The organism is uncultured Agitococcus sp. (genome assembly GCF_937920075.1).
In the GTDB taxonomy this organism is placed as follows: domain Bacteria; phylum Pseudomonadota; class Gammaproteobacteria; order Pseudomonadales; family Moraxellaceae; genus Agitococcus.
Genome location: NZ_CALETI010000109.1, coordinates 1 through 15,188 on the forward strand (window position 1 = coordinate 1; position 15,188 = coordinate 15,188).

Genomic DNA, 15,188 nt, shown 5'->3' on the forward strand with positions numbered 1-15,188 from the left:
ATGGCCAATATGGATGCTTTTGTTAAACGTTATAGTCCCTCGCCCCGCGCCTATTTAGTCGTGCCTATTGTGGGTGCTTTTTTTATTGATTTTGCCAATACCTTACTGATTCAGCTTTGTTTAAACCTATTCAGTTAGTCGTTTGCCATGCTTGTTTTATGATGGCTTGGGCTTGATGTTGGGCTTTTTGCAATTGCTGCGGACTTAGCTGCTCTTGTAATAAAGCCTTAGCTTCTGCAATCATTGGCTGTGTGCGTTGGCTGTCTGCGACGCTCAACCAAGTCCACGATTGAGCCGCATCATGCTCTACCCCTAAACCAATACCATATAAACCTGCCACGGTAATTTGTGCAGGCAAATAGCCTTTTAATGCCGATTGGCGATACCAGTTTAGGGCTTTTTCGTGGCTTTGTTTAATTCCCAAACCTTGCTCATACAAACCAGCCAAGTGGAATTGTGACTCCGCATCTCCACGTTGTGCTGCGGCATAAAACCACGTCAAGGCTTGATCGTAATCTTTATTAACCCCTAAACCACGCGCATACATATAAGCCAAATTATATTGTGCGGTCACATCACCCACTTTGGCCAAACGTTTAAATTCAGAAATAGCGCGCGTATAATGACCTTGATGATATGCCAACAAAGCATCATCAAAATTTGCCCAAACAGATTGGCTTGATAATAACAATATCAACCACAAACTGCGCTTCATAGAACTCACGCAACTGCTAATAATTTTTTAGTATAGAACTTGCTTATCGTTGCTGCTTGACTGATTACACCTTAAACCCTGTCGGTTTTTGTTAATAATGCTCGGCATGACAAGCTAAAACTTTTCCTTCCTTGCCTATTTTTATGACTAAAATAATGCCCTCGAATTTTTCGAGCATAATTGGCCACAAACGTTCGCCCCCAAAACGCCAAATATTGGGTGCTAACAAGGGTAAATGGAACATCCAAATATACCAAGAGTGGCTAAATTGTTTGGCTAACTGGCCAACAGCTTTGGCATTAGGTTGGCTGAGACGCTGACGCATCCAATATCCCATATGATCTAAACAAGGGCCTGATGCACTGGTATAGGAAGCAATACGATCTTGTAAACTAGGTTCAGTAACAGCTTCCCACGTTTGAATTGAACCCCAATCATGGGCAACCAAATGCACTTTTTGATTGGGGGCTAAGGTGTCGATCACTGCTTGTAAATCTTGGCGTAAATAACTTAAATCATATTGTTTAATGCGTTTAGGAATCGTTGACTCACCAGAGCCACGCACATCATAACTAATCACATAATAATCGTTGGCTAATAACTCCGCCATTTCTTGCCAAATTTTTGCTGAATCAGGATAACCATGAATCAATACAACAGTGGCTTTGGCCGTTTTAGGATTACCCCACGTATAGGCAGCTAAGGTAACACCTGCGGAAGGGATAAAATGCTGAGGAGTCATAATTCACCATAAAAACATTAATCAATGTAACAGTCAATGATGTGCTTTTAATCAGGTAAAAGTCAATAGAGCATAAGAGCAAACGCACTTAAAAACCTAGTACAGCGAGAAAGAAAGCCTCACTCCATCCTACGAAGTATTGAGAGAGAGAAGCTAATTTTTACTCATAAATTTTGCTTTATTTTTAAACACATATTAGCGATAATCTGATAATGACTACCTTTTATCAGATAGTTATCTATATCCTTCGCTAAACTATGGCGTAATAGTCATAGTTTATGGATATCTATTGATAAAAGCAGATGAATAAAAAACAAAAATCAGTGTTTGTTCAAGACATTGAACTTACATAGCTTAGCCTAGTTTGCATATATAAAGTTTGCAAAAGGCGTAAATCCGTAGGGTCTGTTGGATTTAAAAACAACATAGGTATTTATTGTGTTGAATGTTCCCCCGTCTTCGCCATCTTCTACAGCAGAAGCACCTGCTCAGCTTATCTCGCCGAAGACCTTAGCTTATATTCACCAATTGCTTAACGACAAACCATTGTTTTTTTATTTTGAAAATGATATCGAATTACGTTTTTATGCCAAACGTGCCGAAGAATATCGTCGTTTGCTTTCTTTAGGTAAGCTTTTATTTTTTGTGCTGTACGGCATTATTACCTTTATTGCCCTTGCCATATTTCCTGAATCAGTCATGGCAGAAGAGCAATTTATATTTAAATATGTTTTAGTTCCAATCGGTTTATTGCTGTTATTAGTCTTACTCTTGGCAGAACAACCGCTTTTTCAAAGACACTACCAATGGCTTGCCACGCCAATCAGTACGCTCATCTTGTACTGTGTCATGCTTGCCAGTGTCAGCAATATTGATAGCACTTTTGCTCAACATGCCGCCTACGATGTAATGATCATCGTCACCATCATTAGTTTTGGCTTACGCGTACAATTTCCCGTTTGTTTATTAATTGTCTGTTTGGCTGCTATTTTAACGGTATTAACCACAATCAGCTTAAATTGGAAAATTGATTGGTTTAAATTTACCCACTTTTATGGCTTAGGTTCAACTATCACTCTGCTGATCGTTGCCTTAATTGAACGCCAAGAACGTTTTGCATTTTTGCAAGAATTGTTAGTTGCTCACCAAACTGTTGAACTTGATCGTCTAAATCGTGCTCTTGATAAAATGTCACGCGAAGATCCATTAACAGGTTTAGCCAATAGACGGGCTTTTGATGATGTCTTAAATCGGGAATGGGAGCGCGCTCGTCGGGAACAACAAAGTATTGCATTACTATATATGGACGTTGACTTCTTCAAACTCTACAATGACACCTATGGTCATAATATCGGCGATGTTTGTTTACGTCGTGTAGGGCAAACGCTAAAACAAGCCTTACGCAGACCCACAGATTTAGCTGCTCGTTATGGCGGAGAAGAGTTTGTTGTATTATTACCTAATACTAACGCAGATGGTGCTACTGATGTTGCTCAACGCATTATCAAACATATTGATGCGCTAGCTTTACCACACAGTCGATCTAAAGCAGCCTCACATGTCACCTTAAGTATAGGTATTACATTTACTATTCCACAAAAACAACAAACACTTACTGAGTTTTTAGCCAAAGCTGATGCCGCACTATACAAAGCTAAAGAACATGGTCGTCATCAATATCAAATGGAGATTTAATGATATGATGTTAACTGCAGTACCCCTGTTATCATCATGAATCTAGAGGGTCAGTTACGCTCTTTACTGAATCAGTTATCGCAAGATAGCTCAGTGGCTACTTTTGCCCAAAATTTGCTCTATACCAAACCCATTTTTGTCAATTTTCGTCCTGACATCGAAAATGCTTTTTTAGCAAAACGTACCTTAGAGTTTAGTCTCATTTTTCGTATTGCTAGTTTTTTGTGGTTAACCTTATACCTTGTTATCTTGTCAGGCTCTTATTATCATTTCCCTGAAATATTTAAAGATAAAGCTTATATTATTTGGCAAAGTGCCTTTTTAAGTGCAGGAATTGTCATTTTTGCTAGTTGTATTTGCTGTTTTATTACTAAGACTCATGCATTTATTCATCAATATATTGTAGCACCCGCAATCACTCTACTTCTTTATCAACTTTTGGTTGGTAGTGTTGCCCATGCTGACAATGAATCGGGGCTATATGCCTCTTCTCTGTCCACGACAATTTTTGTAAGTTTATGAAAGTAGGCGTTTTTTATTTGAAGGACTAATTTCATTAGGGGTTAAGAATAGCAACAGCAATAAGCGTAAGTGACGCAAAGAGTCTGTTTGATAGTGCAACAAGGACTCTGTTAAATAATCCAAGCCATATCGAAAGAAGCTTTTCTCTAGACGACCATGTTTTTTAATCACTAAAGGTTTCACTCTCTTGTGCTGCCATTCACCGACTTTATGCGCCCACGCTAATGCAATGGCTAAAAGTGCCATCATTTTTTTGATGCGAAAATAATGGGTTAAGTGCATATCCTCAAAATGAAAGCCGCGCCCTTTAAGACACTGAAATAAATGTTCAATCTGCCAACGTAAGGCATAAATATCCATGAGATTAGCACAGGTCATATTACTTGCAACAATCAGCAATTCCCCAGTCTCTAAGCGCAAAGCACTCAAATAAACAGACGTTTGACCCACTAAACGAGGTTTGCGTAAACAGCGTAACTGTCCTACGGTTAAATCACGAAAAAAATCACTCAATGGTTGATGATGTGGCACATTAAGGCATTGATTTTGTTTAACCCGAATAAAAAAAGGAATCTCGTGTTCTGTCAGCCATGACCACCATTCACCCCCGATAAATTCTCTATCTCCTAAAATCCCCTTGATATTATTTGTCCCAAATTGTTTGATAAACCGATTGATTAAGCAGATGCGCTCTCGCTGATTGGAGTTACCTTGTTTATTCAACACTAGCCAATACACAGGAATCGCCACACCTTGATATACCACGGCCAAGGTTAAGAAGTTAATGTTTGTTTTTCCCCATTGCCAATTCGTACGGTCTAAAGCAAGGTAGTAGCCATTCGCTTCAAAATCGAACAAACTCATGATGAGCTGTGCGATATGGTCGTAGTTAAAAACTACTTCGGCAAAAAAGCGTTGGAGGCGACGGTAACGTGATTGTGGTGTGGCTTCACTGCTAAAGGCTAAGGCTAACTGTGTGAGGTTGACTTGTTTTAAGCGTAATAAGCTCAACAACATCCCAGCTAAACAGGTTAAACGGCTCTTGTTCAAGGGTAAATAGTGCTTTAGACTGCCTACTAGTCCGTCATTCAGGTTCATAGCATCACTTTTTTTCTTGGTCGTTAAATCGTGATGGCCTGAATGGCGGCTACCTAACTCATTTTCAACTCAAAATGCTTTTTTGTCGTGTACAGAGATGCCTCTTATAATATTATTATCGCCATGATTATTGCCTTAAATAGCTTAAGAATTGTTTGGCAAAAGGGGCTATTTATTTTAGTGTGTAGCGGCTTAATGGCCTATGCGACAGCTTTTGTCAATAATTGGCATATTCCTCTATTACCTGCTTTACATAGTTTTGTATTGATCGGTGTTGTCTTAACTAATATTACTTTTTTTATTGAGCGCCGTGAACGCTTTGCTTTTTTAAATGAAATTTTAGTCGAAATCAAAAGTCACGAACTCTCCCGTATTAATCGCCACTTAATTACCATTGCGCGTGAAGATGCACTGTCAGGTTTAGCCAATCGTCGAGCATTTGACGACACCTTGATCATTGAATGGGATAGAGCACGCCGAGAAGAACAGCCATTATCTTTATTATTCATGGATGTTGATCATTTTAAACTTTATAACGACACCTATGGTCACGGTGCGGGTGATGATTGTTTACGACAAGTCGCTAGTGCCATCAAAAAAGCGGTTCTTCGTCCTGCTGATTTAGCCGCACGCTATGGAGGTGAAGAATTTGTTGTCTTATTACCTGCAACCGATGCCTTAGGAGCGGAAGAAGTTGCGGAGCGTATTTTACGTACCGTTGATAGCCTAGCTATACCCCATAAACGTTCATTAGTGTCATACCATGTCACCGTGAGTATTGGTATTTGTACCATGCTACCCTCTGATAAAAATAGTATTGCCATATTTGTCGAAAATGCCGATGCTGCCTTATACAAAGCCAAAACATCTGGAAGACATTGTTTAAAACACTATATTGAACCACCTATGCTTAATAATTTTTACTTTAAACACTAGGGAATACTATGCTGAAACAAGATATGTCTCCTAGTGATAAATTTTTAGAAAATCATCCAAATTTATTAAACTATACACATAATATTCTCAGCAAGCGCAAATATACTTTTTTATTTCCTCGTATTTTGGAAGCTCACTTTGTTGCCAAACGTGCATTAGAAAGTCAAGCCTTTATAAATACAGGTCGTATTTTGTTAATTTTATTATTTTTAATCATCGTTGCTAATGTAACTTTATATTATCAACATATTGTTTTGCAAAAAAATTATCAAATAATCAAACAAACTTATATTCCTCTAAGTCTAGCTATTACATTTATTTTATTCTCGCCATTTATTAATTATGTTCGTAGCCATTTTTATTATTTTATGGCGCCTTGCTCCGTTTTTATTTTATATCATATTATTATACTAACACTGCAATATGGCGGTGATTACAGCGATTTTGTTGTCTACCACTTAATGATGGCTATTATTTTAATGGCCTTTGGTTTACGTTTTGTATTACCGTTATTTTGTATTGTTTTAACTACTGCTGGTTTATTAGGTGTAATCTACGCTCACATTTATAATATTCCCATTAATTTTGCTAAATTTTCTAATTATTATATTTTGTATTGCCTTGTTGTGATGGCACTTACCGCAATTAGCGAATGGCATGAACGCCTTGCATTTTTACAAGGCCTATTATTAGACCATCAATCTCAGGAGTTAAACTTACTTAACAAAGAGTTAGAACGTATTGCTCATGAAGATGCTTTAACTGGCATCGCTAATCGCCGCAGTTTTGATGTTGCAGCAAGTAAAGAATGGGACAGAGCCTTAAGAGATAAACAATCTTTAACTATTTTGTTATTAGATGTCGATTTTTTTAAACGTTTTAACGATCATTATGGCCATAGTGCAGGTGACGACTGTTTACGTTTAGTTGCTCAATCCTTACAAAAATCTGTATTACGTTCTTCTGATATTGTTGCCCGTTATGGTGGTGAGGAGTTTGTTATTTTACTCCCCAATACCAAAGCCGAAGGTGGTCATCAAGTAGCTGAGCGCATTATTCAAGCAGTGGATGATTTAAATATTCCACATAATCAATCAGATACCGCTCGTCATGTCACAATTAGTGTTGGTGTCAGTAGTTTAATTGCTCATTCTGAATTAAGCCTTGCAGCATTAATTCATCAAGCGGATGTTGCCTTATATAAAGCCAAAGAAATGGGTCGGCATCAATATGTGGTTTATGAGGATTTACTGCCTAAATCTCCGCCAAAATCTTCTGCATCGGCATAGGTAATCCCAATTCTTCTATAGCTTGTTTAGGCCGCTGCCATACACTCATTTGTTCTAAAACTTGTGTAAATTCCCCATAGACACGCACTGGTTTAATCATCAAATGATAATGGCTAAAGGTATGCCTAAACTCTGCTAACGGTTGCAAATGTAACTGTTTAATATGCCATTGCTGCTCAAGTATGGTTTGTAGCTCGGTTAACTGTTCAACATCCACTTGTGGTAAACACCACAATCCGCCCCATATACCTGTGGGTGGACGTTTAAGCCACAATAATTGCTGTTGTTGATTTTCGATGAGTAAAAAATACGCCGTTTTTGTTGGCAAAACTTTACTTTGTTTTTTTTGTGGGAATGCTGTTGGAGTGCCTAAAGCATAGGCCTGACAAGTAGCTTTTACAGGACAATACAAACACAAGGGTTTGCTACGGGTACACAAGGTTGCACCTAAGTCCATCATCGCTTGAGTATAAGCAGCAAAACGTTGTTGAGGAGTGTTTTCTTCAGCTAATGTCCATAGTTGCTGTTGAATTTGACTGGAGCTGCTATCTCCCGCCACCGCAAAATGACGGCTTAATACCCGTTTAACGTTGCCATCCATAATCACGCCACGTTGCTGCCAAGCTAATGACAAAATTGCTCCTGCGGTTGACCGCCCTACCCCTTTAAGCGTCATTAATCCATCTAAAGTCTGGGGAAATTCACCGCCCAGTGCCATCACTTGTTGAGCGGCATAATGCAAATTACGGGCACGAGCATAATAACCCAAACCTGCCCAATGCTGTAATACGAGGTCTTCATTTGCCTCCGCCAAACTTCTAACATCAGGAAAACTCGCCATAAAGCGTTGATAATAAGGAATGACTGTCGCAACTTGGGTTTGTTGCAACATAATCTCAGAAACCCAAACCCGATATGGCGTAGGATTTATTTGCCACGGCAAATCGTGGCGACCATGATCGTCAAACCATGTTAAAACTTGGCTAGCAAAACTATTCACGTTTAAATAACTTTTGTAATTGTTGATTTACTTTATCACCGAGTTGTTGATTAAGATTTTCAACGGCTTTTTGGCTTTCTTCACCTAATTTGACATTATTTTTTTGCAACGCTTCATTAAGTTTTTGTTTGGCTTGCGCCTCTGCTTCCGCCTTAGCTTTTTGTACCTTTTCACTTTCTAATAGAGCAGTTGCTGCCATTTCTTTGACACTACGGCTATCGACACTACACAACGAAGCTGGCTGGTTAAGATTACCTTTACAACGAATCGGGAACGGATATTTAGCCACATTCTCACCAACAAACTCTTTATTCAATACTAATTTAAACTGGTAATCCGCTTCTAAGGTCGTTAAGTTAAAATTGCCACCCCCTTCAATTTTACCTTTACGTAAATCTGCATTTAAGGCTTTGGTTTGTACAAGGCCATTTTTAATCTCTGCTTCGCCTAAAAAGCTGGCAATTTGCGTATCATTTTGTTTATTGGCTAAGGTATCAGCATTTTTACCTGTCACATAAGGCAATAAGGCTTGATATTTGCCCATTTCGCTGGTGACCAGCTTCATCATATTCACGCCTTTTAACACGCCATTATCAAATTTTAATGTCGAATTACCGCTAATACTATGTAACCATGCTTGTACAGAATTACCTGTTAACTGTAGTTTTCCTTGATAATTAGCCTTACCTGTAAATAAGTCTTGTTTGGTAAATTGCTGTACTAAATTGGCAATTTCAATTTGTTGAATATTTGGCTGTAGGGTTAATACGGGCTCTTTACCACGGACATCAATGGTTGTTGGCAAATTAAATGTGCCACTGTAAATACCGCCCGCCAATTTTGCTACTTGTACTAATCCTTGATTAGCTTGTGCGGTCACTTGAAATTGTTTGATGGGATAATTCATCACCGTTAACGCACCAATGATCAGCCCAACATCTAAATTTTGTTGTTTTAATAACTCTATAGGCAACAAACCGCCTGTGCTAGGTTTGGCTTTAGGATCTGTGGGGGGTAAATAATCATCAACATTAATCGAATCAACCGCTAAACGTGCATTAATTTTGGGAGCTTTAAAATCATTAACACCCACATCACCTGTTAAATTAGTATTATCCAGTTTTAGCTTTAAACCTTTTAAAAATACACTTTGTTCATTACCACTAATTTGACTGTTAACACTGATTGTTTTTAAGGTATTGGCATTTTTAGTGACAGGGGCTGCCATACCTAAATCTTGCATTAATTGGCGTAAATTAAAGGGCGAAGTGCTGATGTTGCCAGCAATACTCATCCCTTGAGTCACAGGGGGCTTAACCGCTGCCGTACTGGCTAAAGCTGGCAAATTAATCAATAATTGCCCTTTGGTATTAATTGCCAAGGCATTTAAATCAAAACCATTAAGAGCAATTTTCCCCTCTTTCCAATTTGCGGAAATCGGTGCGACTAAATGGATAGGCATTTCTTTCTTAAAGGATTTATCGCTCAATTTAGCTTGCAAATCTAAAGGTGAAAAATCAACCGCACCTGAGCTTAAATTTGCTGTCACTGCGCCATTAATATCCGCCGTAATCGGACTAGGTCTGCTTGCATCAGGATAACTAGCTGCGACTTTTAAAGCAGTTAATTTAATCAGTTGTTGTTGCAAATTGGCTTCACTATTGGCGGTTAATTTAATCGTGGCAGGTGCCGCTAAATTATTTGCTGGATAACTAGCTTCTAGAACTAAATTAGGAATCTGCCATAATTGAGCGGTTAGATTTGCTGTAATATCGCCCTGAATTTTTGCCGTTGCGGGGGCTTTTAAGCCTTTTTGTGGATAACTACTGCTTAACTGTAAAGCCTTGATATTAATTAATTGTTGTTGCAAATTTGCGTTAATATTCGCTGCCAACTCTAGCTTGGCTGGTGCTGTTAAACTTGGATCTTGATAATCAACCGCTAACTTTAGATTATCAAGTTGATGTTGCTGTTGTTTTACATCAGCAACAATATCCGATTTTAAATCAATAATCATTGGGGCGGGTAATAATGTGCCTTGCAAATGACTACGTGCGGTTAAACCTTTAAGCGTATAGCGTTGTGCTTCTTGATCAAGACTAATACTAGTATTTAAATCATTATCCGCTTGTAAAGTTTTGCCTTGAGCATCGGTTTGTTGATAAGCAAACTTTAAACGAATCGGAAAAGCCTTTTTTAAATCTATATCAGATGCTTGTACTAATAATTGATCAAGTTGACCCTCTAATTTATTTTGTTCATCTTTAAAATGTAAGGCGCTGTTATTGATATTTAATAATTTGATATTAAAGGCAATTTTTTCTGACTTTTCTTCGGGTTGACTCTTTAATTTGTTGAGCATTCTATCCCAACTGGTTGTGCCGTTGGCATAACGAATAAAATTAAGCTGTGCGCCGTCTAATAACACCGAATCAATCGCTATTTGTTTGCTTAATAACGGCATCACTTGCACAGAAACAGATGCTTGTTGAATATTGACCAGATTTTGTTGTGCGGCACTATCCGTTAAACTGGTCTTGCCAAGCTTTAAACCAATGTCTGGCCAAAGTTGCCATTCAATACGATCATTAATTGCCAAATCCATATCGGTTTTGTCTTTCACAACCTTATAAATTTCGCTTTTATAATCGTTAGGATCAATAATAAACAACACAAAGGCGACAAATGCCAAGGCGAGGCTAGCAATACCACTCACTAAAATGGCTACAACTTTGGTAATCTGTGACATCGTATAGACACCTTGTCAAATTCAAAACAAGGCAAAGATAGCATATTTAACAAGAAGGAGTTATTGCTTATTTATTAACAAATCTGACAACCTGCTCTGTTGTTTGCGATGTTGGACAGCCTTGAGAACAACTACTACAACCACTATCACAACCCGTTTTTATAGGCGCAGTAGGCTGTAAGCTATGAGCAAGCCACATCCATTTATGTTGCAAACAATAATCCGCTAATTGCTGTTGTTGTGCATACAACCAATGAGGTAAATAACGCTTTATGGTTAGCCATAGACTCCACAACACAATCACGCTCACTATTGCGATCTGAATCAACTCATTCATGATAAGGCTAACACCACCCGATAAGTGATAAATGATGCAAGATAGGCTGTACCAAATAAATACACTGCCATAATTGCCACAGTACGCCAAGAAGCTGTTTCGCGCTTAACAGTGGCTAATGTTGCCAAGCATTGTGGCGCAAATACGAACCATACCAATAACGATAATGCTGTTGCTAATGACCATTGATGAGCAATTAGAGTACCTAATTGTTCTGTAATCAATTCTTCATTACCAGCAATGGCATAAACTGTTCCCAAAGCCGATACAACAACTTCGCGTGCGGCCATTGCAGGAATAAGGGCAATACAAATTTGCCATCCAAAACCTATTGGCTCAAAAATAACTGCTAGAGCATGGCCAATACGTCCCGCAAAACTATAATCTATGGCTGGCATGGTCGCATCTGCGGGTGCTTGGGGGAAGGTTAATAGCACCCATAATAAAATGGTTAATGCTAAAATAATGCCACCCACACGCTTAATAAAAATACCTGCCCTTTCGTATAAACCTAAACTCACGTTGCGCAAATCGGGCAAACGATAACTGGGTAATTCTAATAATAAAGCATGTTCACTTTTATCTTTACGTAACCATTTGATAATCGTAGCAACCACTAAAGCACTAAAAATACCACCAAAATATAAAGCAAATAGCACAAGCCCCTGTAAATTAAACACTCCCCATACTGTTTGTGCAGGAATAAATGCACCAATTAATAAAGCATAGACGGGTAAACGCGCAGAACAGGTCATCAGTGGCGCAACCATAATCGTCGTTAAACGGTCACGGGTATCACTAATACTTCGCGTCGCCATAATACCAGGTACAGCACAAGCAAAACTGGACAATAAAGGAATAAATGCTCGACCTGTTAAGCCCGCTTTAAACATTAATCTATCTAATAAAAAAGCCGCACGGGGCAAATAACCAGACTCTTCGAGTGATAAGATGAAAAAGAATAAAATCAGAATTTGGGGAAGAAAAACTAAAACTCCTCCCACGCCTGCCAAAACAGCATCAATAATTAGGCTTTTTAATAAGCCATCCGCCATATACTGGCCAATTAGCTCGCTAAGCCATGTAACACTTGTTTCAATACCATCCATAAACGGTGCTGCCCATGCAAACACCGCTTGGAAAATAAAAAACATTAAAACACCCAAAATAGCTAAACCAGCAACAGGGTGTAACAAAATACTATCTAAAAAATCATCCCGTTGGTCAGTATCTCTGGGCATGACCACCGTTTCAGCCAATAAATCGCGTACTTGTTGATGAATATCGTGATCAGGGATTAATGTTGGCTTGGCTAAGGCAGGAATTTGTTGATCTAAACTTGCCAATAATTGATCAATACCATGACGTTTAACAGCGGCTGTTTCAATAACTTTAATGCCTAAGCGTTGCGATAATTTTGCACTATCTATTTGAATCCCACGACGTTTGGCATCATCCATCATGTTTAATACTAACAACATTGGACGACCAAGTGCTTGAACTTCTAATACAAAACGCAAATGCAAACGCAAGTTAGTTGCATCAACCACACATACCAATAAATCAGGGGTAGGCTCACCTGCAAATTCACCCAAACAAATCGCACGGGTAATTGCTTCATCAGGGCTAGTTGCTTCTAAACTATAAGCACCAGGTAAATCTAAAATTCGTAAACGACGGCCAGATGCTAAGGTTAAAAATCCTTCTTTACGCTCAACAGTTACCCCAGCATAGTTAGCAACTTTTTGCCGCGCTCCAGTTAATTGATTAAACAAAGAGGTTTTGCCGCAGTTAGGATTGCCAACTAGCGCAATCTGTTGAATTGCAGTCATGTGCGTACCTCTTTGACTAAGACACGCTCCGCCTCACTGACTCTCAATGCAAAACGAGTAAATCCTACTTGTACTAAAATAGGATCTCCCCCAAATGGCGCACGAGTAATTAGGCGAACTGTTTCGCCACTGACAAAACCTAATTCGCTTAAACGTTTGGCAATCGGATCAACATCATCGTGTTTTTGTACCGATAACACAATCGCAGGCGTGTTTTTGGCTAACTGAGAAAGGCGCACTATGCTATGGCCTCAACATAAAATATAAATAAGAATGATTCTTATTTTTACCGCTAATCATATAACTGTCAAATCTTATTACATAATCGTAACGAGATTATCTAAAGATCCCTTAGAAAAGGTGTCCCATCTTTTCTTCTTTGGTATCTAAGTATTGATCGTTATGAGGATTTCGGCCTGTCATAAGCGGCACACGCTCAACCACATGAATGTTATGTTGCTCTAAAGCAGCGACTTTGAGAGGATTATTGGTCATCAAACGAACTTGTTTTACACCTAAATGCGCCAACATATATTCACACATGCTATATTCTCGCAAATCAGGTGCAAAACCTAATTGTTCATTAGCTTCAACTGTGTCAGCACCTTGATCTTGCAACGCATAAGCTCGAACTTTGTTGACCAAACCAATGCCTCGCCCTTCTTGACGCAAATACAAAATCACACCACGACCTGTCTGGGCAATATGTTGCATAGCCGCTTCTAATTGTGGGCCACAATCACAACGTAAAGAACCAAAACCATCACCTGTTAAACATTCAGAATGTATTCGAGCTAAAACAGGCTGTCCATCAGCAATATCTCCCATCGTTAAGGCAATATGCTCTTGGCTAGAATCAGTTTCTTCAAACGCATGGATAATAAAATCACCATGTTTAGTTGGTAATTTAGAACGAGCAATAAATACGATAGACACCAATAGACTCTCTGAGGTTAGTAGAACAGATACATGATCAGCAAAAATAATGCATTGATGACGGTATCCGTCCTAGTTGAGAAAGAGATTTTAGTCTATATAAGGACAATTACGCAAAAAACAATCGGCAACAATAGTGAACTGGCGTACAAACCGCTTTATTTACAACTATTTTGCGTCACAAATAAAGCCGATATTCACTACTTTTCAGTTATTACCATTTTTTGGCCAGATTGTTCTAGTTTTACACGACTTAAAAAACTCATTCCCAATAAAATAGGAAGATCATCTTCTGTATCACGAATATTGGCCTCTACAAAAGACAATGTAATTGCCCCAACTTTGACACTATTAAGCATCATCTGCCAATGTTTAACATCTCCATTTGCCGTACTACTCAGGCCTTCTTTACCTTTAGCACGAAAATCTATACCTAAACGTTGGGCGTGTTTACGACTCATCGAAATGGACGTTGCACCTGTATCAACCACAAAAGAAACTATACGACCGTTAATTACACCACTGGTAATAAATTGATGACCTAAATTACTATATATCGTCACACTCACTTTGGGCTTAACAACTTCGGGCTTTTTTTCTTCAACCACAGGAGGTGCTGATTGATAGGAATCACCTAGCCCCAAAGCAATATCTTTATTATCAACCAGTAATATCGCTTTTTGATTACTAATCGATTTAAGTTGTACATTTTGATGACTTTGGCCAATGCGAATAACGGCACTTTTTTCATCAACTTTAATAAAAGCTCTATCACCAAATAAGCCTAGTACTTTGACTTCTTGGCCATAGCTGATATTAGCCAATAAACCACTTATTAAAATGCTAAATAACCGCCGCTGACGATAAACCACATCACACCTCCTGCGGCTAATCCTGCTAATACATCATCAAACATAATGCCAAAACCACCTTTTAGGTGATTATCGCACCATGATATTGGCCACGGTTTGAGAATATCAAAAACCCTAAACAAGATAAAAGCCAGTACAATTCCCACATAGCTTGCTATTTGCCATGTAGCGATGGAAATCAGTGGCCATAATGCTAACCATTGGCCAACAAACTCATCCCAAACTATCGCCTCGTGGTCGTGAACACGCAAAATTTCTGCTGCTTTACCACATAACCACACGCCAAATATAGCCGCAACACCAATAAATACCAAGCTGCCTACTTGTCCCAATAAAACTAATAATGGAAAAAATAGTAGTGCTAATGCTGAGCCTGCTGTTCCCGGTGCTTTAGGTGACAAACCCGAACCTAAACCAAAGGCTAAAAAAATAATGGGATTTTTAATGGGATACAATGAAGACATA

The 15,188-nt window shown here is 38.7% G+C and carries 15 protein-coding genes; 4 read left to right on the forward strand and 11 right to left on the reverse strand.

Annotated elements, in window-relative coordinates:
• Positions 1-130 precede the first annotated feature (130 nt).
• Complete coding sequence (locus tag Q0212_RS03860) at positions 131-715, reverse strand: tetratricopeptide repeat protein (protein ID WP_297922482.1); 585 nt, start codon at positions 713-715, stop codon at positions 131-133.
• A 91-nt stretch (positions 716-806) separates the two neighbouring features.
• Positions 807-1,457, reverse strand: coding sequence for an alpha/beta fold hydrolase (locus Q0212_RS03865; RefSeq protein WP_297922485.1), 651 nt, complete (start codon positions 1,455-1,457; stop codon positions 807-809).
• 438 nt (positions 1,458-1,895) lie between these two features.
• Between Q0212_RS03865 and Q0212_RS03870 the strand changes: the two genes are divergently transcribed.
• Positions 1,896-3,152, forward strand: a complete 1,257-nt coding sequence (locus tag Q0212_RS03870) for a GGDEF domain-containing protein (protein WP_297922488.1) — start codon at positions 1,896-1,898, stop codon at positions 3,150-3,152.
• 36 nt (positions 3,153-3,188) lie between these two features.
• Positions 3,189-3,674, forward strand: coding sequence for a hypothetical protein (locus tag Q0212_RS03875; protein ID WP_297922493.1), 486 nt, complete (start codon positions 3,189-3,191; stop codon positions 3,672-3,674).
• Here the strand turns inward: Q0212_RS03875 and Q0212_RS03880 are convergent.
• Positions 3,669-4,724: an IS4 family transposase gene (locus tag Q0212_RS03880; RefSeq protein ID WP_297922496.1), complete on the reverse strand. Its 1,056-nt coding sequence runs from the start codon at positions 4,722-4,724 to the stop codon at positions 3,669-3,671. The genes Q0212_RS03875 and Q0212_RS03880 overlap by 6 nt on opposite strands.
• A 135-nt stretch (positions 4,725-4,859) precedes the next feature.
• Between Q0212_RS03880 and Q0212_RS03885 the strand changes: the two genes are divergently transcribed.
• Both Q0212_RS03885 and Q0212_RS03890 read left to right on the forward strand, forming a co-directional pair.
• On the forward strand, positions 4,860-5,708 hold the full coding sequence (locus Q0212_RS03885) for a diguanylate cyclase (protein WP_297922499.1): 849 nt from the start codon (positions 4,860-4,862) through the stop codon (positions 5,706-5,708).
• Between the two features lie 8 nt (positions 5,709-5,716).
• The gene (locus Q0212_RS03890; protein ID WP_297922502.1) at positions 5,717-6,997 is read left to right on the forward strand and encodes a diguanylate cyclase; all 1,281 of its coding nucleotides are present in this window, start codon (positions 5,717-5,719) and stop codon (positions 6,995-6,997) included.
• Here the strand turns inward: Q0212_RS03890 and mutY are convergent.
• From mutY to Q0212_RS03930, 8 genes are all read right to left on the reverse strand, one after another.
• Positions 6,963-7,997 carry an A/G-specific adenine glycosylase gene (gene mutY / locus Q0212_RS03895; RefSeq protein ID WP_297922505.1) on the reverse strand — a complete coding sequence of 345 codons (1,035 nt, stop codon included), beginning with the start codon at positions 7,995-7,997 and terminating at the stop codon, positions 6,963-6,965. The two genes, Q0212_RS03890 and mutY, sit on opposite strands and share 35 nt — an antisense overlap.
• Positions 7,990-10,746 carry an AsmA family protein gene (locus Q0212_RS03900; RefSeq protein ID WP_297922509.1) on the reverse strand — a complete coding sequence of 919 codons (2,757 nt, stop codon included), beginning with the start codon at positions 10,744-10,746 and terminating at the stop codon, positions 7,990-7,992. Before Q0212_RS03900 ends, mutY begins: the two co-directional genes overlap by 8 nt.
• A 67-nt stretch (positions 10,747-10,813) precedes the next feature.
• Positions 10,814-11,083, reverse strand: a complete 270-nt coding sequence (locus Q0212_RS03905; protein ID WP_297922512.1) for a DUF6587 family protein — start codon at positions 11,081-11,083, stop codon at positions 10,814-10,816.
• The gene (locus Q0212_RS03910; RefSeq protein ID WP_297922515.1) at positions 11,080-12,915 is read right to left on the reverse strand and encodes a ferrous iron transporter B; all 1,836 of its coding nucleotides are present in this window, start codon (positions 12,913-12,915) and stop codon (positions 11,080-11,082) included. Before Q0212_RS03910 ends, Q0212_RS03905 begins: the two co-directional genes overlap by 4 nt.
• Positions 12,912-13,154, reverse strand: coding sequence for a FeoA family protein (locus Q0212_RS03915; protein WP_297922518.1), 243 nt, complete (start codon positions 13,152-13,154; stop codon positions 12,912-12,914). Before Q0212_RS03915 ends, Q0212_RS03910 begins: the two co-directional genes overlap by 4 nt.
• Positions 13,155-13,266: 112 nt before the next feature.
• Complete coding sequence (gene ribA, locus Q0212_RS03920) at positions 13,267-13,851, reverse strand: GTP cyclohydrolase II (protein WP_297922521.1); 585 nt, start codon at positions 13,849-13,851, stop codon at positions 13,267-13,269.
• 200 nt (positions 13,852-14,051) lie between these two features.
• A complete protein-coding gene (locus Q0212_RS03925) occupies positions 14,052-14,723 on the reverse strand; it encodes a retropepsin-like aspartic protease (RefSeq protein ID WP_297922525.1) in 672 nt (223 codons plus the stop codon).
• The gene (locus Q0212_RS03930) at positions 14,687-15,187 is read right to left on the reverse strand and encodes a phosphatidylglycerophosphatase A (protein ID WP_297922528.1); all 501 of its coding nucleotides are present in this window, start codon (positions 15,185-15,187) and stop codon (positions 14,687-14,689) included. Before Q0212_RS03930 ends, Q0212_RS03925 begins: the two co-directional genes overlap by 37 nt.
• Position 15,188 lies beyond the last annotated feature (1 nt).